Origin of the sequence: Halobacillus litoralis, from assembly GCF_020524085.2 — a bacterium.
GTDB classification, from domain to species: domain Bacteria; phylum Bacillota; class Bacilli; order Bacillales; family Halobacillaceae; genus Halobacillus; species Halobacillus litoralis_E.
Window position 1 is genome coordinate 3,482,963 of record NZ_CP129016.1, and the last position, 22,751, is coordinate 3,505,713.

The 22,751-nt window shown below is 46.2% G+C and carries 22 protein-coding genes; 8 read left to right on the forward strand and 14 right to left on the reverse strand.

Annotation, left to right across the window (positions count from 1 at the left end):
• From LC065_RS17795 to LC065_RS17815, 5 genes are all read left to right on the forward strand, one after another.
• The gene (locus tag LC065_RS17795; protein ID WP_306163602.1) at window positions 1-1,305 is read left to right on the forward strand and encodes an amidohydrolase; all 1,305 of its coding nucleotides are present in this window, start codon (window positions 1-3) and stop codon (window positions 1,303-1,305) included.
• Window positions 1,302-2,537, forward strand: coding sequence for a M20 family metallo-hydrolase (locus LC065_RS17800; protein WP_306163603.1), 1,236 nt, complete (start codon window positions 1,302-1,304; stop codon window positions 2,535-2,537). The genes LC065_RS17795 and LC065_RS17800 overlap by 4 nt, the downstream gene beginning before the upstream one ends.
• Window positions 2,534-3,634: a hypothetical protein gene (locus LC065_RS17805; RefSeq protein ID WP_306163604.1), complete on the forward strand. Its 1,101-nt coding sequence runs from the start codon at window positions 2,534-2,536 to the stop codon at window positions 3,632-3,634. The genes LC065_RS17800 and LC065_RS17805 overlap by 4 nt, the downstream gene beginning before the upstream one ends.
• A gap of 72 nt (window positions 3,635-3,706) precedes the next feature.
• Window positions 3,707-3,844: a hypothetical protein gene (locus LC065_RS17810; RefSeq protein WP_306163605.1), complete on the forward strand. Its 138-nt coding sequence runs from the start codon at window positions 3,707-3,709 to the stop codon at window positions 3,842-3,844.
• Between the two features lie 65 nt (window positions 3,845-3,909).
• Window positions 3,910-5,445, forward strand: a complete 1,536-nt coding sequence (locus LC065_RS17815; protein ID WP_226588491.1) for an AbgT family transporter — start codon at window positions 3,910-3,912, stop codon at window positions 5,443-5,445.
• A 183-nt stretch (window positions 5,446-5,628) separates the two neighbouring features.
• Here the strand turns inward: LC065_RS17815 and LC065_RS17820 are convergent, their stop codons facing one another.
• The 9 genes from LC065_RS17820 to LC065_RS17860 all read right to left on the reverse strand — a co-directional run bounded on the left by LC065_RS17820 (window position 5,629) and on the right by LC065_RS17860 (window position 17,061).
• Window positions 5,629-6,837, reverse strand: coding sequence for an aspartate kinase (locus LC065_RS17820; protein WP_226588489.1), 1,209 nt, complete (start codon window positions 6,835-6,837; stop codon window positions 5,629-5,631).
• Window positions 6,838-6,862: 25 nt separating this feature from the next.
• Window positions 6,863-8,671: an IucA/IucC family protein gene (locus tag LC065_RS17825; protein WP_226588487.1), complete on the reverse strand. Its 1,809-nt coding sequence runs from the start codon at window positions 8,669-8,671 to the stop codon at window positions 6,863-6,865.
• Between the two features lie 16 nt (window positions 8,672-8,687).
• Window positions 8,688-10,025: a lysine N(6)-hydroxylase/L-ornithine N(5)-oxygenase family protein gene (locus tag LC065_RS17830; RefSeq protein WP_226588485.1), complete on the reverse strand. Its 1,338-nt coding sequence runs from the start codon at window positions 10,023-10,025 to the stop codon at window positions 8,688-8,690.
• Window positions 10,000-10,581: a GNAT family N-acetyltransferase gene (locus LC065_RS17835; protein WP_264187660.1), complete on the reverse strand. Its 582-nt coding sequence runs from the start codon at window positions 10,579-10,581 to the stop codon at window positions 10,000-10,002. Before LC065_RS17835 ends, LC065_RS17830 begins: the two co-directional genes overlap by 26 nt.
• Window positions 10,571-12,325 carry an IucA/IucC family protein gene (locus LC065_RS17840; RefSeq protein ID WP_226588483.1) on the reverse strand — a complete coding sequence of 585 codons (1,755 nt, stop codon included), beginning with the start codon at window positions 12,323-12,325 and terminating at the stop codon, window positions 10,571-10,573. The genes LC065_RS17835 and LC065_RS17840 overlap by 11 nt, the downstream gene beginning before the upstream one ends.
• Window positions 12,322-13,833, reverse strand: coding sequence for a pyridoxal phosphate-dependent decarboxylase family protein (locus LC065_RS17845; protein WP_226588481.1), 1,512 nt, complete (start codon window positions 13,831-13,833; stop codon window positions 12,322-12,324). Before LC065_RS17845 ends, LC065_RS17840 begins: the two co-directional genes overlap by 4 nt.
• Before the next feature lie 5 nt (window positions 13,834-13,838).
• A complete protein-coding gene (locus LC065_RS17850) occupies window positions 13,839-15,188 on the reverse strand; it encodes an aspartate aminotransferase family protein (RefSeq protein ID WP_226588479.1) in 1,350 nt (449 codons plus the stop codon).
• 290 nt (window positions 15,189-15,478) lie between these two features.
• Window positions 15,479-16,426 (reverse strand): alpha/beta hydrolase, encoded by a 948-nt coding sequence (locus LC065_RS17855; protein WP_226588477.1) that lies wholly within the window; start codon window positions 16,424-16,426, stop codon window positions 15,479-15,481.
• Complete coding sequence (locus LC065_RS17860) at window positions 16,423-17,061, reverse strand: GNAT family N-acetyltransferase (RefSeq protein WP_226588475.1); 639 nt, start codon at window positions 17,059-17,061, stop codon at window positions 16,423-16,425. Before LC065_RS17860 ends, LC065_RS17855 begins: the two co-directional genes overlap by 4 nt.
• 702 nt (window positions 17,062-17,763) lie before the next feature.
• Between LC065_RS17860 and LC065_RS17865 the strand changes: the two genes are divergently transcribed.
• Complete coding sequence (locus tag LC065_RS17865; RefSeq protein WP_226588470.1) at window positions 17,764-19,350, forward strand: M4 family metallopeptidase; 1,587 nt, start codon at window positions 17,764-17,766, stop codon at window positions 19,348-19,350.
• Between the two features lie 126 nt (window positions 19,351-19,476).
• On the opposite strand, the gene LC065_RS17870 is transcribed toward LC065_RS17865, so the two are convergent.
• The 5 genes from LC065_RS17870 to LC065_RS17890 all read right to left on the reverse strand — a co-directional run bounded on the left by LC065_RS17870 (window position 19,477) and on the right by LC065_RS17890 (window position 22,103).
• A complete protein-coding gene (locus LC065_RS17870; RefSeq protein WP_371933363.1) occupies window positions 19,477-19,989 on the reverse strand; it encodes a DinB family protein in 513 nt (170 codons plus the stop codon).
• 59 nt (window positions 19,990-20,048) lie between these two features.
• On the reverse strand, window positions 20,049-20,315 hold the full coding sequence (locus tag LC065_RS17875) for an NUDIX hydrolase (protein ID WP_226588468.1): 267 nt from the start codon (window positions 20,313-20,315) through the stop codon (window positions 20,049-20,051).
• Window positions 20,312-21,157: a DUF2785 domain-containing protein gene (locus LC065_RS17880; protein WP_226588467.1), complete on the reverse strand. Its 846-nt coding sequence runs from the start codon at window positions 21,155-21,157 to the stop codon at window positions 20,312-20,314. The genes LC065_RS17875 and LC065_RS17880 overlap by 4 nt, the downstream gene beginning before the upstream one ends.
• A gap of 29 nt (window positions 21,158-21,186) precedes the next feature.
• Entirely contained in the window at window positions 21,187-21,612 is a 426-nt protein-coding gene (gene fosB / locus LC065_RS17885; RefSeq protein WP_226588465.1) for a metallothiol transferase FosB, read from the reverse strand.
• 107 nt (window positions 21,613-21,719) lie between these two features.
• Window positions 21,720-22,103: a VOC family protein gene (locus LC065_RS17890; RefSeq protein WP_226588463.1), complete on the reverse strand. Its 384-nt coding sequence runs from the start codon at window positions 22,101-22,103 to the stop codon at window positions 21,720-21,722.
• 79 nt (window positions 22,104-22,182) lie between these two features.
• Between LC065_RS17890 and LC065_RS17895 the strand changes: the two genes are divergently transcribed.
• On the forward strand, window positions 22,183-22,362 hold the full coding sequence (locus LC065_RS17895; protein ID WP_226588461.1) for a hypothetical protein: 180 nt from the start codon (window positions 22,183-22,185) through the stop codon (window positions 22,360-22,362).
• A 12-nt stretch (window positions 22,363-22,374) separates the two neighbouring features.
• Complete coding sequence (locus LC065_RS17900; protein WP_226588459.1) at window positions 22,375-22,557, forward strand: hypothetical protein; 183 nt, start codon at window positions 22,375-22,377, stop codon at window positions 22,555-22,557.
• Window positions 22,558-22,751 lie beyond the last annotated feature (194 nt).

Consider the following 22,751-nt stretch of genomic DNA (forward strand, 5'->3'; position numbering starts at 1 on the left):
ATGATTGAAGAAATCGATGCTTTTATACAACAGGTAGATTCCGATTTGATCTCCTGGCGACGCGAGCTCCATCAGCACCCTGAGCTCGGTTTCCGGGAATATCAAACCACCTACAAAATCGCAACAAAATTAGAAGAACTGGGGTTTGCGATCTATACAGGGAAAGAAGCTTTACAAAGCGATTCACGATCCGGGGTTCCGAAAGACAGGGATCTTCAAAAAGCAGAAGCCCGTGCTTTGAAAGATGGTGTACCAGAAGGTTGGATCGAAACAATGAAAGGTGGTCACACAGGTGTGGTCGCCCAGTGGGATACAGGAATCGAAGGTCCCCACCTCGCTTTCCGGTTCGACATTGATGCTCTCCCTATTCTGGAAGCAGAGGACAGCGAACATTTCCCATACGAATACGACTTCCAATCCAAAGAAAACGGTATCATGCACGCCTGTGGGCATGACGGCCACGCTGCTATCGGCCTTGGTCTGGCCTCCTTCATCTCTCATTTCAAAGATCGCTGGAAAGGATCTTTCACTCTTCTATTTCAGCCGGCAGAAGAAGGTGGTCGTGGTGCGAAGGCGATGGTGGATCAGGGCTGGCTTAAAGGGGTCGATCAGTTTTATTCCGGTCACATCGGCATCAAACCCCTCCCTGTCGGAACGATTGCCGCAAGTACCGAAGGGTTTCTCGCTTCTTCCAAACTGAATGTCACGTTTAGCGGGCAGTCTTCCCATGCAGGAATGAAGCCGGAAGACGGCCGGAATGCTCTCCTTGCAGCGGCAACGGCAGCCACCCAGCTTCATGCCATCCCTCGCCATAGTGAAGGCGTGAGCCGGATCAACGTCGGAAAGCTGATCGCCGGAAATGGGCGGAACATCATTTCGGATGCTGGTTACTTGGAGATTGAAACACGGGGAGAAACGAAGTCCATCAATGAATATATGCAAAAAGAAGCCGAACGCATCATCCAGTCAGCCGCTTCAATGTACAACGTAGAAGTGGCCATCGAATTCGTAGGAAAGACAGAACAAATGCACGGAGACACTGCTCTGATCCCCTTCATCCAGGACACATGTATAAACAGCTCCTGGATTGAGAACATCGATCAAGTGGCGGAAGTCTCAGGGTCAGAGGATGCAAGTTTTATGATGAATGCTGTCCAAGCTGGTGGAGGTCTAGCGACTTATATGTTGTTCGGCACACACTTGCCATCCAACCACCACTCCCCTGCCTTCGATTTCGAAGAGGCCGTTTTACCCGTAGCATTGGCTGCCTATGCACATGTAATTAGAGGAGGAAATTCGCTTTGAAACAATGGTTAGAAGATAAACTATTACAACTCAACGTAACCGACCAGATGGATGAGGTGAACGGCTTCACCAGACTGAGCTATACCGAGGAAGAAAAAAAGGCGCACGAAGCATTTAAAAAAGTGGCCGCTGAATTGAACCTTGACGTGACACAAGACGCTGCCGGCAATCTATGGGCACGATGGAGTGCTGAAAAGGAAGACGCGCCTACCATTGCGGTCGGGTCCCACCTGGATACTGTCAGTTCCGGTGGAGGCTACGATGGTGCTGCCGGAGTTTTGACTGGCTTAGCTGCTGTCAAACGTCTGAAAGACAAAGGGTTCAAGCCCAAGAAGAACATCGATGTGATTTGTTTTGCTTCAGAAGAGTCCGCCCGCTTCGGCGTATCCACGGTAGGAAGCAAAGCTGTCGCCGGAATGATCGAAAAAGACGAACTTGGAAAGGTCGTCGATGCTGACGGAATCTCCATTAAAGAAGCCGTCGAATCTTATGGTCTATCATGGGACTCGATTGATCAGGCAGAAAAAACTACCGACGACATCGAAAGTTTCCTTGAGCTTCATATCGAGCAGGGAACGCAGATTGAAGAGAACGGAGCGGAGATAGGGATCGTGAGAGGAGTCGCCTGCCCCGTACGCTTGCAAGTCACCGTCAAAGGGATGGCCAACCATACCGGGACGACCCCTATGCATAACCGCTCTGATGCTTTTGTCGCAGCTGCACCACTCATTACGTATGTAGAAGAGCAAGCACGGAAACTGAATGAGGATCAAACCACACCGATTGTAGCGACCGTAAGTACTGTCCATCTCTCTCCCAACGTCATGAACGTCATTCATGGAGAAGTTCAGTTGGGTATTGATATTCGAAGTGTTGATGATGAACTGAAACGAGGCCTTGCCGATCAAATTCGCTCCTACTGTGAAACGATGAATTCCTCTGTTCACGTCCACACTCTCGTCGATAATGATTCTGTCCATCTGAATCCTTCGATTGAAAAGAAACTAGTAGAAATAACCGAAAATACAGGCTATCGCGCCCACTCCATGGACAGTGGTGCCGGTCACGATGTCATGAACATGGCGACCCGCTGGCCATCAGGACTCATCTTCATTCCTTGCCGTGAAGGCATCAGTCACCATCCGAGAGAACATGCGTCGATTGAAGATTTAAATAAGGGAACCAACGTATTGGCTGCTTATTTAGAATCAGAAACGAGTGAAGATCGATGAAAACCAAAATCGGAGTCATCGGACCGAAAGATTCCGTCGAACAGATTATGTATGTCGCAGAGGAATTCGAACACATCACCTTCTATCCTCATGCGTATGAAAAATTATCAGACGTAAAAGACATCCTGAAGGAACATCGACATCACGTAGATCAATGGTTTTTCTCAGGCGTCCTTAACCACACCTATGCGATGGAAAACAATTTAATTACAGAAGAAGAAAGTGCTTATCCACCCCTTCATGGATCCAGTTTTTTCGGAATTTTATTGGAAGCTCAACTGACATCGAACCATGTCTACCGAAAAGTCAGTATCGATACAATCGCCAACGAAGAATTTGACAAAATCTTATCTTACTACCAGTTGGATGAACTCGATTACGAAAACTTTCCTTTTGAGAACGTCCGCCACACGGATGAACTGACTGCGTTTCATAGCCAACTATACGAAGAAGGGAAAACAGAAGTCGTGATCACATCGATCAAGGCGGTCTACAAAGAACTGAAAGAGAGAAATGTACCCGTATTCCGGGTGACTCCTTCGTACCTGTCGATCAAAATGATCATTCAGTTTTTAGAGGAACGCGCCCAATCCAAGCATTTCCGAAATTCTCAGGTAGCCATCATCGGCTGCCGTGTGGAGATGAATGCGTCCCACGCTGAAGAAAACTACTACTCTTTCAAAACCAAATACCAGGAACTCGACGTACGCAGACAATTGCTATCCATTGCCGAGAAAACCAATGGTTCTGTCATGCAGCTGGGAGACGGACTCTTCTTCATTTTCACAACTCGTGGGGAGCTGAGCGAAGAGTCGGAAGCAGACCTCTTCACACTCATTGAAGATATTCGTCTGCAAACGAATTTGACCGCCCGCGTATCGATCGGTTTTGGCGAGACCGTATCTCAAGCAGAAAATCATGTCAGAATCGGTTTCCGTCACATCAAGGATGAGCAGGAACCTCTTCTTCTCATCGTCGATGAAGACCAATCCATTTCACTGAAACAACAACAAAAGACGTTCAATTACCACACCACCGAAATTGGTCATACCTTGCAAAACAAAATGAAAGAAGCCAATCTCAGCCCCCTGGCGTGATTTCTAAACTGATCGCTTATTCCAAGCAGTACCATCGGGATCACTTTTCTTCCCCAGGATTTGTCCCGATGGTTGAAAAGCACCGAACGCAATGGAAGACGGATTCTGGCAGAGTTGGAACGGGTACGAATCGTCGAACAAGCTGGAGAACAGCAGTCCGGCGAACGAGGAAGACCGAGAAAAGTTTTCCGTTTTCTCAAGGAGGATTAACCCTTCCTCCCTTCTTCCTTCTTTTTACGGAACAATTAAGGAACTTTTCCTAAAATATAGAAAGGATGATTAACATGAATGATCAAAGCTCTACAAAGAAAGCAAAAGGTTTTTCCAGGCTGTTAAACGGCGTGGAAAAGGTCGGGAATAAACTACCTGACCCGTTTATGCTGTTTGTTTACCTCTCTGTTTTTACCATCATTGGCTCCTGGATCATTTCCCTCTTCGGCGTTACGACAACACAGCCGGGTACCGGGGAAGAAATCGCTATTAAAAGCTTAATTTCAGGAGAAGGACTACAATATATCCTCACCTCCATGCTCGAAAATTTCACTGGATTCAAGCCGCTCGGCCTCGTGTTGGCGATGATGCTTGGTATTGGACTGGCTAACAAGGTCGGCTTATTGGAAACTGCGATTAAGAGCACGATTTTGAAAGCACCGAAATCTTTGATCACTTATGCCGTTATTTTCGTCGGTATTCTAGGTAACCTGGCTTCAGATGCCGCATTTGTTATCGTCCCACCACTAGCTGCCATGGTATTCTATACGCTCGGCCGTCACCCTTTGGCCGGTTTGGCCGCTGGTTTTGCCGGTGTAGGTTCTGGTTTCACCGCCAACATCATCATTGCCGGGACAGACGCTTTGCTTTCTGGAATCTCTACAGAAGTCATGGAAAGCCTGGACTCCAACATTGTCGTCACACCTGTGGATAACTGGTATTTCATGATTGTCTCTGTTGTAGTCCTATCCGTCACTGGAGCGTTAATTACTGAAAAAATCGTCGAACCTCGTCTAGGTAAATATGAAGGGGAAGGCGGTACAGAGTTAGAGGAAAGTACAAAACTGGAAAAACGCGGATTTAGAAATGCTGTCTTTGCCGCTCTCGGATTTATTGCTATCCTAATCGTCGCCATTGCCATCCCTGGATCAGCGTTGAGAAATGAAGAAGGAGGAATCATCCCCTCTCCATTCTTGAGTGGAATCGTCCCTATCATTCTATTATTCTTCATCACTATTGGCGTTGCTTACGGGGTTACGGTTAAGAAAATCACTTCCACACGCGATATCTCAGGCTATATGGGAGAAGCCATGAAAGAAATGTCCGGTTTCATCGTCCTGATTTTCGCAGCTGCCCAATTCATCGCTTACTTCGACTGGACGAACATCGGCACATGGATTGCCGTCAGCGGAGCGAACTTCTTAGGATCGATTAACATGACAGGACTTCCAGTTGTGATCGGATTCGTCTTCTTGACCGCATTGATGAATATGTTCATTTTCAGTGGATCTGCCCAGTGGGCACTCGAAGCACCGATTTTCCTGAAGATGTTCTACCTGCTGGACTATCATCCGGCATTCATTCAGGCCGCATACCGTATCGCCGATTCATCTACAAACATCATTACGCCGATGAACCCATATATCATTATCGTTCTAGCCTTTATGAAAGAATACGATAAGAAAGCCGGGCTCGGTACCTTGATTGCACTAATGCTGCCTTATGCTGTTATTTTCTTAAGTGTCTGGATTGTTTTATTGCTTGCTTTTGCTTTGCTGGGCATTCCATTCGGTCCTGGCGTCGGCATGTATATCAACTAAATTTTTCAATCATTAAAAAGGCTCCAAGTTTACTTGGAGCCTTTTTATTATACCTTCCTATCATTGAACTTTGTACATAACTCCCCCACTCGAATCCTTCATTTGTAAATAGGGTTAGGTGTTGATGGTTGAAGAAGCCTGCCCCCGTTTAAATATAACAAGGGGCAGGCTTTCGAGTGACTTTCAATAGGCAAGCGGAAATTTATGATGATTCACACCAACAAAGGCGTCATACACCCGTCGAGCCATATCTGTTCCATGTTCTTCAGGGACCGAAACACTCCATACGGCGGTATGACTGTCGATTGGGTGAATCTCTTTTAAAGGCATCCACTCTTTTTCATTCAACGAAGCGGTCTGCTTCCTTTTTCCTTCCTCCTGACCGAAAACCAAATGAATGGCCGCTTTTTGAACCTCCGTTTGAATGGTTTGTATTCCCAGCTGAACTTTGGATTGATCAAGGCAGGTGATTACCTGGTCAAGGTCGTCTTCCTTGATCACGACGAGAAATTCCTCCGTTTGTAAATGAACAGACGTGGTTCCGATTATGTCCATATCCTTCAACCATTCCAACAGTTTTTCCTTTTTCAACCGACTTCCCGAAAGACGGAGGTGACAGAGGTTGTTTTGATACGTGACCCCGGCGACAGAAGTGGGAGACGGATCATTGGATATCCAAGTCCCTGGCTCTTCACAGAAGCTGGAACGAATAACAAGAGGAACTTGATATTCTTTCGCATGTGCGACCGCTCGCGGATGAATCACCCCTGCTCCCATTTCAGCCATGGTTAGAAGGCTGTCGTAATCCATGTAGGAATACTTGCCTGCATGCGGGATCATGCGAGGGTCTGCCGCATACACCCCATCGACATCCGTGCAGATGTCACAACGCCCCGCTTTCAAGTCAGCAGCCAAAGCAGCAGCTGTCGTATCGGAGCCGCCTCGGCCAAGTGTGCAGATTTCACCGCTCGCCGCTGCACCTTGAAATCCGGCTACGATGACTACCTTTCCCTGTTGCAGCTCTTTCTTAATGGCACGAGAATCAATGGACGTGATCCTGGCATTCCCGTGGAGGTGTTCCACTTCAATCCCGGCCTGCTCGCCTGTCATCGCGATGGCTGCCTGTCCTTTCTCCTGTAGGGCAAGGGCCATCAGGGCACATGACACTTGTTCTCCTGTAGCTAAAAGCAAATCCTTCTCTCTCCCGCTTGTACAAGAAGAGACTTCACGAGAGAGTTGCACCAGTCGATTGGTCGAATTCCCCATGGCTGAGACAACGACGACCAATTGGTTTCCTTTCTTCTGTTCGCCAATAATGAGACCGGCTGCCTGTTTGATTCGTTCGGTTGTTTGTAGTGAAGTTCCTCCATATTTTTGGACAATGATTGCCACGATCCATCCCTCTTTTCGTCAGGTATCACACCGTCTGTTCTTTAAAAGCAACCAGTGCGTTGGTTACGTTGCCAAATTCGGATGCATGCGGGCGATCATCTCCATCCGCATATCCATAATCGACCATACGGTTGCGGTTCAGGCAAAGCTTCGTCATTTCCGGTTTGAAGAAATCAAACAGCTCAAACCGATCCTTCAGTTCAGGGAACCTGCGCTGGTAGTCGTGGATGGAGCCTGCAAGCAGCTGCCAAAAGGTTTCTTCCGACAACAGCTGATGTTTTTCTAAGATATGGCTTAAGTAACGAAGATGGCAGATGAAAAGTCCAGTAAAGATAAACTGCGTCAAACCTTCCGGTGGTTCTGTTCGCAGCACGGCTTTCATTTCTTCCGTTACATGCGCAAGCTCAGGAAATGGCTGATCGGTCACGTTCACGTCATCGACAAAGTCCTTGACGGCAAGACGATGCGGCTCATGATCTTTCAGCACGAGAATCGTATTCTGCCCGTGCGGAGAAAAGACCGTCCCATATTTGTATAAGTAGTGAAGCAAAGGATCCATGACCACTTTATAAAACTTCTTCATCCAACTTTCCGCATCCAGTCCAGAAGACTCGATCAACGATTGTATGAAAGGTTTCCCGTGAGGATCTTCGTGAACCAGTGCCGCAAGTGTGATGGCTTGCTCGCCGTCTTCCAGATACGTATAGATGCTTTCACGCCAAATCGTCCCCAGCATTTCAAGGTATTGATACGGAGCATCCTTAACCGAAGCGTAATGTTTATGATCCACATTGATGCTTGCGTTTTCCCCTGGCAGAATCACCCGGCACTCGTTCTTTAGGAAGTCGTCTTGTTCATAAAGCCCTTTGATCCATTCGGTGACTTTCGGGGCAATCACTGTCCGTTCGGCAGGCAGCCCTCGGTACACAAGAGTATTCAGAATGCTGATTGGAAGCTTGACATGATGTTTCTCTTTGGTACTTCTATTAACAAACGTACGGATCGACTGTTGGGGAAGATACGCATCGTCACCATCTCCAACAGCAATGATCTCCTTTTTCGCGATTTCTTCCGGGAAGTTTTGGATCAGCTGATTTTTCCACTGCCATTCATGTACTGGGAAAAAGTAATAATCCTCCGGATCACGGTTCTGTCTCCTCACCTCGGCAAAGAATCGTTCCCTCTCTTGTTCACTTAATTCCTCATTCAGAAGTTTTTCATAGCTCAGGTCCTGAATAGACCGGAAGGTTGCTCGTTCCTTATGAGCAGCAATCCAGGAGAGCTTCACTTCCTGTTGATGCTCGGGAGCGAAGCGAAGGTAGTCATCATAACCGAAGCCAATTCTTCCTTTGTTGTAAGTGATCCATGGATGCCCCTTCATATACCCTTCCAGATCAGCGTAGTCAAGAGAAATCAACTCATCAGACGACACATCTGTCTTTTCCATCAGATGAACATCCGCGATCAAAGTGGCGTGCATTTCTTTGATTAAATGGCCGGTGGTTTCTGGTGACATGCCGATGATTTCCTTTAAGTCAATCAGCAATTCGATGGCGTTGTCCGCTTCTTCTTCCTCGCCATGCTCCACTTTTTTCAAATCCTTAGCAGAGACATCAAAACTGTCGAATAAACGTTTTTCAGCAACGAAACGGTACGATTTTTCCTTGAAAACGGAAAGTTCATAAGCTCCCGTTTTCCCATCTACATGTAAAACTTCCGGCTGAATCATATCCTCATACATATATTCCGCGAACATTTTCGCCATCAACTGCTGATTCGCCTTTTTCCAATTCTCTCTGTTCAATTGTTCATGAATGTCCTTTTGAAATAACAAATCGATCCCCTCTTTCTTATGATTGATGGTGTGCAGCCAAGGCCTTTTTCGTTCCGAAGGTTTGGAAGACGTTATTTTGTTGTATGGAATAGACCTCTCTCCCTGCGATACGGTTGATGATCACAGCATTTCGATGCGCCCCAAGTCCAAGGTCAGGTGCGCCGACGCCGTGGGTGTGAAGTTCGCCATTTTGGATGAAAATGTGCCCATCCGCCTTGAGGTCTGTAGCCAGGTCATAGCCTTTGTTCACAGTAAACCTGCCCTGATCATCCCAGGTGATGCTGTCCTTTAACTTTGAGAAAAAGGCGGGCACACGAGGCTGATATCCCGTCCCTAAAATGACCAGGTCCGCCTCCATCTCCAGAGGATCTTCGGTTACTTTCTGATAACCTCTTAATTTCAAATGGTCCCCTTCTGGTTGAATGGCAGTCACTTCTGTCATTGCTTGAAGCTGGATCGATGGATCGGTGTTGCCGACCGTCCGCTCATAAAGATGGTCATAAATGGCAGCGATCGTTTCTGCACTGATTCCTTTGTAGAGAAGGTCCTGCTTATGTAACAGCTGGTCTTTCTTCCATTGAGGCAGCTCATAGAAGAAATCGATATAATCTGGAGAGAAATACTCAAGCCCAAGCTTTGAGTACTCCATCGGAAAGAACCCTTGCGACCTTGTGTACCACTGAAGCGAACCGCCTGTTTCCTCCTGGTGTTTTGCCACATCAAGGAAAACTTCCGCCGCGCTCTGTCCCGATCCAATGACAGCTACAGACCTGGATAAATCACACGATGGTTTTCTCTTCAAATATTCGGACGTATGAAAAACGGATGCTCCCAGTGCATCATGTAGCGCCTCTGGTACCCGTGGCTCCGTACCGATGCCCATCACGATGTTTTTAGCGATGTACGTAGATTCCTCACCTGATTTGGAATCCAGAGATTTCACTTGATAGCGCGTTTTTTCACCGATTTCTACAGTGGTCACCCGGGTGACTTCCTTGCCAAACCGAAGACTGTCCAGCCGGTCGCTGACCCAGCGGCAGTAGTGGTTGTACTCCTTCCTCGGGATATGGAACTTCTCCAGAAAATAAAAATTGTACAAACGGTTATGTTCCTGCAGGTAATTTAGAAAGCTGTTCTTATTCGTGACATCCGCCATGCTGACCAGGTCTGCGAAAAAAGGCACCTGCAGTGTCGTCCCTTCCATCAACAGATGAGGGTGCCACTGGAACTCTTCTTCCCTTTCCAGAAAGAGTGCCCCCACATCATCGACCGTATCCAAGAGGGCGGCCATCCCTAAATTGAACGGCCCAAGCCCGATGCCGATCACATCAAAGATCTGCTTTTCTGTATTCATCGTTCCACCTCGATTCAAATGTTTCTCGTTCACAAAACATGAGCTGCGCCTTTTTATCCGGCAACTGTATGGGAGTAATTGGTGTAAACCCGCACTTTTCGAAAATATGGATCATCTTTTCATTCCTAATGTCCGGTTCTGCCACGACTTTCGTTGTTGCATCCTGTTCCAATTGAAAACGCACCATCGCTCTTAAAAGGGGCAGGGCAAAGCCTGAACCGAGGTAATCCTTTTCCCCGATCAACAGATGAATTCCCTGATCGTAAGCTTTTGGCGAGTATGAGTTTTCTAAGACATCCCCTTTGACCCAATATGCTTCCCAATAGCTCATCACTTCCCCGTCGATCATGCCGAGATAAAGCGTCTGATGAGTGTCGCGCAGTGCTTTCCGGTAATGTTTTTCAAAACGCTCAAACGGAAGATTCAACTGCCAGAAGGGATGCACCTGGTCTTCATTCATCCACTTGTGAACCAAAGCGACATCTTCCATTAGAGCTTTCCGAAACGCAATCGTGCGCTGGATCGTTTCATCATAGACCTCAAATTCAATGCTCATGGATGACTCCCACCTTTGCAGCAAGCGGATTATCAACCGCAGTATAGACCGACTGCGCTTCCATCGGCCCGACCAGTTCGTCCATATCGTACAAACGTGTCAGCAGATTGGCCTTACAAGGGAGCTTGCTCTCTTCCAAGAGACTTTGGACAAAAGAGGATGGATGATGGTTCATCAAACGGGTACGAAGAAGATCCATCAATTTCTCTTCATCGATCAATTGACCGACACCGAATCCGTTGATCAGCCCGTATAAATGGTTGAAAACGAAATAATAGCGAAGCCGTTCATCTGCGACATCATCCTCACAGATGGTATCGCTTTTACTGTTCAATGAAGGAAGCCGTTCCACCAGTTGATCCGCTTTGGACCGGCTGAAATAATAGCCCTGGTTATCCCTGTAATAAAACTGGGAAGGGTAACCTTTTTCCAAACGAACAACGGAATTCTGCTGGTGGGCTTCAAGGGCGATGCCGTGCGTGTGGTGCAGCCAAAGGATAGGATCCAGGCTGATTGACAAATACTTGTCAAACCAATCGAGACTCACGTCTTCCACTGCACGCCCTTCCCGTTCGGCTAGACCTTGAATGATCGCAGAAAGTCTGGACTGCCCTCCGAAGGCATGATCCTGGACAAGCCCTGCAATTAGACTTACCTGATCGCTATCTTGGTAAAAAGGATTTTCCCTCAAGGAAACTTCAAATCCTGACGTTTCTTTGGATAAAAGAATATTGATCGCCGCAGGATCTTTCATCATATGGAAATTCGGATGGTGATGCTTCAGTTGCTCACCCAGCTCCGTGTCGAGCAAACGGGAAACTTCCACCCCTCTGGCTAGTTCCTTCGGCTGGTTCGCCCTCAAGGAGTTCGTGATTTTCACTGGCACAGAGAATTTGTACATAAACCGGGAAGATTCATTGTACAGCGTCCGGAACGATGAGGTAGCTGTAAACCGGACACCCGCTGGTCCAAGATAGCTGAGCTCCCCGGAAGACAGCAAACGTTGAACTTCTGAATCTTCCAATACGACAGATACTTGAAGGGGGTGGACAGGGATTAAACAGCGCCCCTTGTTCCACTCCTTCACAAGCCGTTCCGAACCTTCTGTATCTTTTACATCTTCATAGATGCAGGCAGATGCGGAACGATCCAAACTGGACTCTTCTTCAATAAGATCAGGATTCACACTGAAATAGTGGAGCTGGAACCTGCCTTTATATTCAGGCGAATACTTCCGGTCCTCAGCATCAGTCAGACCTTGCTTGCTTTTCGGAGTTGGATGCAGCAAATGCCCGAACAGCAGCGACTGCTCCGCTTCGATAAATGTAAAATCTTCAGCCATCAGCTGGTGACGATCCTCGAAACGTGCGGCTACATAATCCTTCATTTTCTTGCAGCTGAGTATCACACGCAGGATGAGTTCATCTTCTGACCATTCCTGTCCATTCCCAATGAGCCATTCCTTCACAAGGAGGGTCGAGAGCGTAACATAGTCCAGAGTATGCGATTCTTCGTTTCCTTCTGATTGATAGGTGAACGGATAATCAAACAGATGCCTCCCTGTTAATGACCAATACTTCACGGGTACATGGATGACCAAATCCTGTCTGAGCAAAGGGATGCGCACCATTTTTCCATCGCCTTCGCCAGCATTCATCCACTCATAGTTGCCCGTTTCTCTTAAGTAGCAATTAAGAAAACTTTGCATCGTAGCCTTTTCGGCAATTTCTTTTGCTTTATTCAATGAGGTGTCCCTCCTACTATCTGTTTCGCTGTATTCTCAATTTCATTGATCACGGCCCACACATCTTCTTCCGTCGTTCGTGGATTCAAGATTGTAAATTTCAAGTATGTTTCTCCTCTGACCGATGTTTTCGCAATGACCGCTTCTCCTTTGTGAAAAAGCCTTTGCTGAATTTTCCGGTTCAAATCATTCACATCCCCGCTTCCATCCGGCTGGTATTGAAAGACGACTGCGGAAAGTTCAGGAGAAGGATTTTCAACATAGAAAGCTTCGCGAGCCCCCAATTCCTCTGCAGCAAAACGCGCCACTTCCATTGTCCTGTCCACCATCCTCCCTAATAAGCGCGTGCCGAGAACTTTCAAGGTCATAAGAACCTTCAGCGCATCAAACCTCCGTGTCGTCTGAATGCTCTTATTCACAAGGTTCACTATGCCTTCTTCTTCATCTTCTAAAGGATTCAAGTAATCCGCGTGATGAGATAACAGCCTCAGGTGCTTCCGGTCTTTAACGACAAACATCCCACAGCTGATCGGCTGATACAGCCATTTATGGAAATCGAGCGTTACCGAATCCGCCCGGTTTATGCCAGCAAGCTTATCTCCGTGTTCCTCACTAAGCAGAAGTCCTGCCCCGTAGGCCGCATCCACATGAAGCCAGAGTCCTTTTTCTTCACAAAAATCCGCAAGACTCTCGAGAGGATCGATGCTCCCAAAGTCGGTCGTGCCGCATGTACTGACAACCGCATAAGGAAGAAGCCCCTCCTGTTCCAGTTGTTCAACCGTACGTTTGACCTCCTCCGCATCCATCTGATGGTTCTCGTTAACGGGAACCGGAACGACTGCCTGTTCACCAAGACCCAGCTGCGACACGGATTTTTTCACAGAAAAATGAGCTTCCTCAGAACAGAGCACCCTCATCTTTTTGAACGACTCCGGCAGTCCGTCTCTTTGGACGACGTGGTTCCATTCCGACAGGCAGAAAGCATCGCGTGCAAGTAACATTCCCATATAGTTGGACTGTGTCCCTCCACTTGTGAAGACCCCTTCTCCTCTTTCCGAAAAACCGATAAGCGCTGAAAAGTAACGAGTCAACCCTTCTTCGACGTAAGTCGCTGCCGGGCTCTGATCCCATGAATCCATCGATTGGTTCAGCGATCCGATAATCAGTTCCGCCAGTATGCCTGGCAAAACGGGAGGGCAGTGTAGATGAGCCATGCTCTTTTCGTGCGAAACGTGGAGACTATTCTTTATGACAGGGCCTTTGATTTCCTGTAGGACTTCATGTAGCGACTGCGGTTCTTCTGAAAAATCCATGACCGTTTGAAGCTCCTGCTGGATGTCGTGTATGTCTTTTCCTTCCAATGGTCGATCAATGTCTTGAAAAACTTCCGCTAGGGCATCGATGACGAGTTCGACATGGTTCCGAAAATGCTCTCCGCTTTCTTCGCCATGCTGAAGGAAAAAGGAATCAAATGCGGCAGCTGCTGATTTATTTGTTGTCGTTATCATATCTTTCACTCCGTAACGGCAGCAGCTACGGCTTCGTTGAAGATGGATACGATTGTATCGACCTGCTCTTCTGTAATGATGAGTGGTGGCAGGAAGCGGAGCACAGATCCATGGCGGCCACCACTTTCAAGAATCAACCCACGATCAAAACAGCCTTTTTGAATCCGGTTCGTCAAATCGGGATCCGCTGGATGACTGCCTCCCAGCCCAGGTTTTCCTGAAGGATCAACGATTTCCACTCCAAGCATCAAGCCGCGTCCGCGCACATCCCCAAGCTGCGGGTAATGCTTCTGCAGTTCTGTTAACGACCTGAAAATCTTTTCGCCCATTGCTTTTGCATGAGTTAAAAGCTGGTGTTCCTTAATATATTTAAGGGTAGCTGTTCCTGCAGCCATCGCCATTTGGTTGCCCCGGAAGGTACCGATATGAGCCCCGGGCTCCCATGCATCCAGATCACGATCATAAACGACAACCGAGAGCGGAAGACTGCCGCCAATCGCTTTTGACAGCACAAAAGCATCCGGTACAATGCCTGCATGTTCAAAGGAGAAGAGTTCTCCTGTGCGGCCGATTCCTGTTTGGACTTCATCAATGATCAGCGGAATCCCACGTTCTTTCGTAATCCGGCGCATTTCCTGCAGCCACTCAATCGGTGCTGGAATGGAACCACCTTCTCCTTGTACGGTTTCAAAAATCATGGCTGCCGGAGGAAGAATCCCACTCTCCGGATCATCGAGCAATTGTTCAATGTAAGCGACGCTCAGCTCAGCCCCTTCTTTTCCTCCTTTTCCGAATGGACAACGGTAATCATAAGGGTATGGAAGGAAGTGTGTATCCGGCATCAATCCCTGTACACGCTTCTTCGGTCCAAGGTTTCCACTGATCGCCATCGTTCCATGAGTCGCACCATGATATCCGCCCTGGAAGGTGAGTATGCTTTGTCTACCTGTCGCGGTTTTGGCAAGTTTCAATGCTGCTTCAATCGCATCACCGCCTGTCGGCCCACAAAACTGAACCTTCGCGCGGTCACGGAAGCCTTCCGGAAGACTTGAGAACAGCTCATCGACAAATTGTTCTTTCACTTCTGTCGTAAGATCGAGCGTATGTAATGGCAATTTATCGTGAAGCACTTTTTCCATCGCTTCAATGACGACTGGGTGATTATGTCCTAAAGCCAATGTTCCAGCGCCGGCCAGACAATCGATGTAACGGTTGCCCTCCACGTCTGTGATGTAGACCCCTTCTGCTTCCTGGATCGCTAACGGAAAACGTCGCGGATACGACCTCGCATTCGACTCTCGTTGATTTTGTTGATTCAATAATTCCTGATTGGATTTCTTTATATTCACACTCATGTGATTCCACTCCTTTTCGTTTTACTCAATGGCCTACAGCTATACTATTTGATAATGATTATCAATGTCAACACTAATTGAAAACTATTATCATTCTCAGTTATGCACTCACCTTTTGATATAGAGCGGTTTTTATCAGGGATACGAGTCGATAATTTTTCTGATAATTAAGGAAAACGTGAATGAAAACAGGCGTTTTTAACTATTCCCTCCTCCATTACTAGTATTTTCTTCACCTGTTTTAAATTAGGCAAAAAAAAGTCCACCTCCGCGAACGAAGGTGGAACATGTTATGGATGCAGCATTTCTTTTAGTGCACTCGTTATATCCTCAAGGGCTTCTGCAGAACGATCCACGACACCAGCCATATTGATAAAACTGTGGACGAGATCTTCAAAATGGAGATGATTTACGGACACTCCTGAGGTTTCGAGCCGCTCAGCATAAGTAAACGCCTCTACCCTCAGAGGGTCATACTCTGCGGTCACCATCAAAGTTTGAGGTAACTTGGCCATGCTTCGAGTCCGTAACGGCGATACAAACACATCCCGCCCATCTTCCTCCTTTTTCAAATAATGCTGGAAGAACCATTTCATTTTTTCGTTCGTCAGGTTGTATGTATAATTCGCCTTATACGATGCCGTATCGAAGTTATGATCCAACACAGGGGTAATGAGAAATTGATGAGAAATCTCAATTTCCTCATCATCCATAAAATAAATCGCCGAAGCAGCAGCCAGGTTACCGCCAGAGCTTTCTCCTCCAACAGCCAGCCGTGTGAAGTCTATGTTCCACCGATGAGCCTCAATGGAGACCCATGTGACGGTATCCAAAGCATCGTGAAAAGCTGCCGGGTATTTATGTTCAGGCGCTAAGCGGTAATCCACAGAGATCACAACGGTTTGCGCATGAGACGAAAAATAACGACAGATATTATCTGAACTGTCGATATTCCCGAATACCCAGCCACCCCCGTGAAAATAAACGAGCACAGGAAATGGTCCTTCTCCTTCAGGCGTATAGATTCTAACCGGAACTTCATTCCCTGATCTGCCCTGAAAAGAAGAATCAAACACGGTCACACCGTCTACTGGCAGCTCTTTAAAATATTCTCTAGCCACTTCGTAGTAATCTCTCGACTGTGCGGGCGTTAATTGATCGAGCGCGGGATGTTCAAGCTCTACCATCCGATTTCCAATGGTTTTAAGTAAACGGAGTACTTGTGGATCTACTTTCATACCACCAGCTCACTTTTGGACGTACGCATCCTGGTCAACATCTCAGTTTCGACGTCATTGTCCCGAAGTGATTTTTCAAATGCTTCTTTCGCTCCCACAATTAAGGCTGCTTGCTTCCCATGAAGATCAATCGGACCGAGATTTTCTCCACCCACCTGCTTCAAAATCGGAATTACAATACGGTTCCGGCGGTCGGGTTCTCCAATGATTCTTTTTGCCTGATAACGATCAAACAGGAAATAGATCATCGCACGAACAAGCGACAAACCATCCTCCTTATTCAACAAATGACGAGGCCCAATCAACAGATGCATACCTAAATCGCCGTGTTGATCGTCGTAATAGTCTTGGATCGGATCCTTATCAATCGCATACGCAATTAAATAGCAGACAGGCTTTCCATTGTATGTACCTATGTAACCGTCCTTATGTTCTGCTTCTACGGACTTTCGAACCCAGGAACGAAGCTCTCCCATTGAAAGATCCAGCTTCCAAAATGGAGCAATGTGCTTCTGATGCATCCAGTCATAAAGCAGTTCCACGTCTTTTTCTTCATCCAGGGGCCGAAAAGAAAAAGACGATTCCTTCGCCCCCTCCTTCATCGTTAATTGCGCGATAGGATTACTATCATTCATTCTATCTCCTCCTCATAAACAAATGATAACGATTTTCATTATCATTTGTTTATGATTATAGAAAAGATAACAGCCAATGGTCAACGGATCTTTTGACCTATACCCATCGCTGGCAAGGAAAAGAACGGCCCCCCCCTTTCCAATAAATAGAAAAATATTGCTTGCAGAAGTAAAAAGATTGTAAAAGATACACCATTCACTTAACGAACGAACGTAAGCAGAGTAGAATGTGAGATAGACCGAGCTACACGGAGACTGATCTGGTGGGAGGCAAATGATGAAAATACAAACGGTTTACGACCGTCTTAACAATGAAAAGATTGTTGGAATGTATTACAAATTATTAACCGAAATATTCGATGGTACGCTTTCGGATGTCATGTTTAACGAGGTAGACTTATTAGAAACCATTGCCGCAGATAGAGGGTTCTCCCTTTCCTATTATAGATTCAGAGAACATTTAAATAGACCTTCCCAGTTGATCATACTCATAAGATTCAACTGATTCTCAAACGATGCATTATACCAACACAACTCCTTTCCATACATGCTTACCTGTTCATTTTCAAGCCATTTTGAGGGATTCCCAAGTCCATTCATTTCGCCCCCTCTTAGCAGCCATCACGCCCCCTGTATATCCCAAACACGAATTCAGAATATTATGTTACATTGAATTTGTGTTAAAAATACAGGAGGGATTCGATGAACTGGAAACACACAGTAGCTACATTTGTATTAGGTACGAGCCTGGTGACTGGCGGAACCATGGCTCACGCAGAGGTTGGAAATAATGGAAACGGGAAAGCAGAAAATCCTGTTTTCATGAAAGAAAACCTGAAGGATAAGAAAGTCAAGTCTGAAAAGGGAATGAAAGAGTTCTTCAAGCATAATGAAAAACTCTCCCAGCTGAACCCAGGCAGTGACTTGAAATTGTTGAAATCTGAAACGGATGATCTTGGAATGACGCACTATACATACCAACGATTAGTCGGTCAGGTTCCCGTGGCAAATGCCAAGGTTGTCGTTCACACAGATCAAGATGGACATGTAACGGCAGTGAATGGGGAACTTCACGAAGATGCTCCAAAGAAAATAAAACAAACGAAAGACATTAAAAAGAAGGAAGCGCTGGATTTGGCTTGGGATGAAATTGATGTCTCCCGTGAAGAAGCGGACCATGTCCAGAAGAGTTTAAAAGGAGAAGACTTCCAAACATTGACAGAGAACTCCGATCTCGTTGTTCATTATGAAGATGGTACGTACACACTTGCCTATCATGTTGAACTGCAATTCTCCCAACCATACCCTGCCAACTGGCAGATCTATATCAACGCTGAAAATGGAGAGGTCCTTAAATCTATGAACCTTGTTCATGAAGCAACTGGGACAGGCACGGGGGTTTTAGGAGATACGAAATCTTTGAATACTTATTTCTATAACAATACGTATTATCTTTTTGATACGACAAAACCGATGAATGGCGTCATTGAAACCTTTGATAACTATGGTGGCGAGTATTACAGCCTGCCTGGATCTTATGTTACAGACTCCGGGAACACCTTTTACAGCGAACGTCAAAAGGCCGCAGTAGATGCTCACTATTATGCAGGAGAAGTCTTTGATTATTACTATGATCAATTCGGTCGTGTAAGTTATGACGACCAGGGAGCCGACATCCGTTCGACCGTCCACTACGGCAGCAATTACAACAATGCAGCTTGGACTGGGAATCAAATGATTTATGGAGATGGTGATGGTTCCACATTCACCTACCTATCTGGTGCCGATGATGTGGTCGCTCACGAATTGACACACGCCGTAACCGATACGACAGCCGAATTGGTTTATGAAAATCAATCAGGTGCACTGAACGAGTCCTTCTCTGACGTGTTTGGATATTTCGTAGATTCAGAGGATTGGTTGATGGGTGAAGATGTTTACACACCAGGGCAGCCAGGAGATGCTTTGCGCTCCATGTCCAACCCGAACGCTTACAATCAGCCTGATCATATGAATGAATACCAGAACCTGCCGAACACAGAAGCCGGCGACTGGGGCGGCGTCCACATCAACAGTGGAATCCCGAACAAAGCTGCTTACTATACGATCAACAGTTTAGGCATTGCACAATCTGAGCAGATCTATTACCGCGCGTTGACTGTTTACTTGACTCCGAACAGCAATTTCACAAATGCTAGAGAAGCATTGGAACAGTCTGCTTTGGACCTTTACGGTACTTCGGCAGCGAATGCAGTATCTCAAGCATGGGATAATGTAGGGGTTTATTAAAAAGTTCGTGTAGGAATACAATTGAACAAGAATACTCACAGCCAAGCGCGTCTAAGGAATTCCTTAGACGCGCTTTCTTTTACTAGTAATCATAAATAAACGGTACAAACACTTCATACTAAACTCTCAACGGTTGGCAATCATCTTCCTAATCACTCTCATCTGCCCTCTATGATTGATCTCATCTTCCAAGACATGAAACCAGATGAAGTAGTTGTTCGAAGAATGATGATCCCATATCCTCTCTTCATATAACCAATCATCCGCCCGTTGTGAAAGTTCTTCAAGCGTTCGTTCCCTCACTTTTTCAAGTTTTGAAAGGTAGTATTCCAACGGATGTCCTTTGATGTCCTCTCTTCCTTTTTCTCCAAGGCTGTAAGCAGCCCCCCATTCCAGCATTTCCTGCTCGCTCGGAGTCCGTCCGTCAAAAATTTCGATTTGAAACCCTTTCTCCACTGCTGCGATATGTAACAATAACGCGCCTATACTGTTGCCGTTCTGACTAGGTAAAAAATCCAGTTCAGCAGTGGTAAGTCCTTCTACAGCTTGTCGGGTTGTTTTTCTAGCATAGTTCATTTGGGACACCAACAGGACTATTTGTGGGGTGAACCCCTTCAGCGGCTCTACTTTCACTTCCACATCAAACACCTCTAATTCTTAAAAACTAAAATGAATCGACTCCATGTTTTTCATCTTTATTAGCCGAAATAAGTAGCAACGATCGGTTCATTACTAGCCGTCAGTGGTGGCAGGGAATCAGAAGCGAAAAACTTCAGCTCCCTACTTTCATGATCGTTCACTTTCATGGTTCCTTCAAAATTCCGGCATTCGAAAATAAGATTCACAAAATAAACTTCATCCCCGTTCGGATAAGTGACATGCTGACGAATCAGGCAGCCGGCGACGCTGACGACCAGGGGCATGTTTCCTACTTTCTCACGTACCTCTCTGATGTAATCACTCATTTTCCAAGCAGCACCTCCACTTGTCGTTGAAGGCGGTCAAAGGGAGAGTTTTGATTCATTTGGATATACAGGCTTTTCAAAAAAGCTTTGGCGTTGTTTCGGAATACTAAATACTGCTCCATAGTGGCGCGGTTTTTATGCTCGTTCCATTCTAAGGGGAGCTCTTTCATGTGATCCTCCACGAGTGTAATATCCAATCCACGGTTCAACATTTCCATGACCGGCGTCAAGATTCGCTCCTCTTCCCCATGGATATAGGCATGATCATAGATAAAGGCCTTCGACCATAAAGCACGGAAAAGCTCAGGATAAGCGTCACTGTCCGTTTTTTCGTTCCTGACAAGTTCATCAACAGCGTCAGCCGCATGGGCCATGCTGTGAGCCCAGCCCTTCTCTTTGACATACCCTCTGTAGTCTTCCTCTAACGAGAGGTAACGCAAAAAAGCTTCTTTCACCTCGACCACTTTTGTTCCGCTCAAAAAGTCATCTTCCTTATCCCGATACAAAAGCAGAGCCATCAGTAATGAAGTAAAAGCTCTGGTGAACACGGTGTCTGTCCCTTTTTCTCCAATCCCTTTGAAAAGCAGATCCTGCAGACACAGATCCATCATTTCTTCCATCAGCTCCGCTTCCAGCTGATTCTTTTCTACAATCAACTGAGCGAAGATAGAGAAAATCAAATCATCCCGAAGCTCAGCATCGAGTGAGCCGATATGAGCCATCATCGAGGAAATGACCTCCTGTTCATTAACCTCAGTCCATGGAATTTCTCCCTCTGTCACTCCCAATAAAACCCTCTTCAATTGCTCTTCATTCATAGGTGCAGCTTTTACATCGATCATCAAACGTCCCCTTTTCTGATTATGTACTCTCATGAATCATAAAAAGTCATATGAGGTTTAGCCTCTTTGTAATAGTCGATCCGATCTTTCCTAGTTCCTGTATGAAATTCGAACTTATGACCATCCGGATCCGTAAAATAGATGGATCGATTATCCCTCTCGTCACGCTCCCGCCCCGGAAGAATTTTCACCCCGAGTCTGATCAATTCGTCATAGGCGTCATCGTAGTCACTTTCTTTTATCGTGAAGGCGGTGTGCGTATAGGAAGCGGCCCTGTCCTGTCTGGGTATATCCTTCTCTTCATTTAATGCGAGCCACATCCCCTTCAGATCAAAGTAGGCGGTCGTCTTTCCTCTAACTAATAACTCGGCGCCAAAAACTTTTTCATAGAAAGCAATAGATGTATCTAAGTCAGATACTGAGAACAGAAAGTGATTGAGGCCTTGAATTTCCATTGCAACACCTCCTACAAAAGTTATTGGGGTCTGTTACCATAGATAACAAAAAAGGAAAATCTTCGTCCTCATACTTTCGAAAGGATAACCTTTCTGTTTCCACCCACTCACATGATGGATTCATAGATTTCCAGAAGGTTACCGTCGGGGTCCCTGAAGTGCGCGACCTTGAGGCCCCAATCCTTCTGCTCCACAGGTTCTGTAATAAACGTCACTTTATCCTTCCACTTCTTATACGTCTCCTTTACGTCATCCACTCTTAAAATGAGCGCCGCTCTGTCGTCTCTCGTGCCACTCTCTGTATAAACATCTCCAAGTGCTTCCACCATCTGCTTCCGTTCAAAGACGCCAAGCGTCACCCCTTGGAATGCAAAATCGGCATAGTTGGAGTTCTCATCTCCCCACGTCACTTCAAAACCGAGCGTGTCCCGGTAAAAGTAAAAACACTTTTTGTAGTCATCGACGAGTAATCGTACATGAGTCAATTCCATATCCATCATCCTTTCTTCATGTTTTCGGTTTGATAAAAAAGGTAATAACAGGAAGTAAACCTTTATGGGAGCTGATTCAATGACCCGAACTCAACAAATCTTTCTTGGACTTACCCTCGGATTCGCCCTTGTCTTAGGATTCCAACTGGGATTTACAGTTTCCGATCAATGGATCGTCATCATTCTCATTGCTCTGGGATGTGGGTTCATTACCCGGTTCGTGCTGCAGTGGTTCTTCAAAAGGAGAAATCACGGATAAGGAGGGATTCTTATGTGGCGGAGACTGCTATGGGGATTCACCACAGCTTTAGGATACTTGATCATTTCATTGATTTTCGGCTATTTAATTGTTGGAGAACCCAACCTAAGCCTTATCTTAGGACTGACTTCATGGGGTTTCATTTCCGGGGTTGCTTACCTGAATCCTCCGCCAAAGAAATGGCGGGAAAGTTAATTTCCCCTCTCCTTGGCCATTCTTCCTCATTATAGTTTAATAGTATATGATTTCCAATTGAACGTCCAAGGCACTCCTATGGCCTGAATCACCCATGCTTCAGAGAGCCCCACACCCTTATCAAGTCTTCCATCCGAAGGAAATTTCTATTGATAAGATGCATCCCTCTCTTTATGATGGTACATAACCCGTAA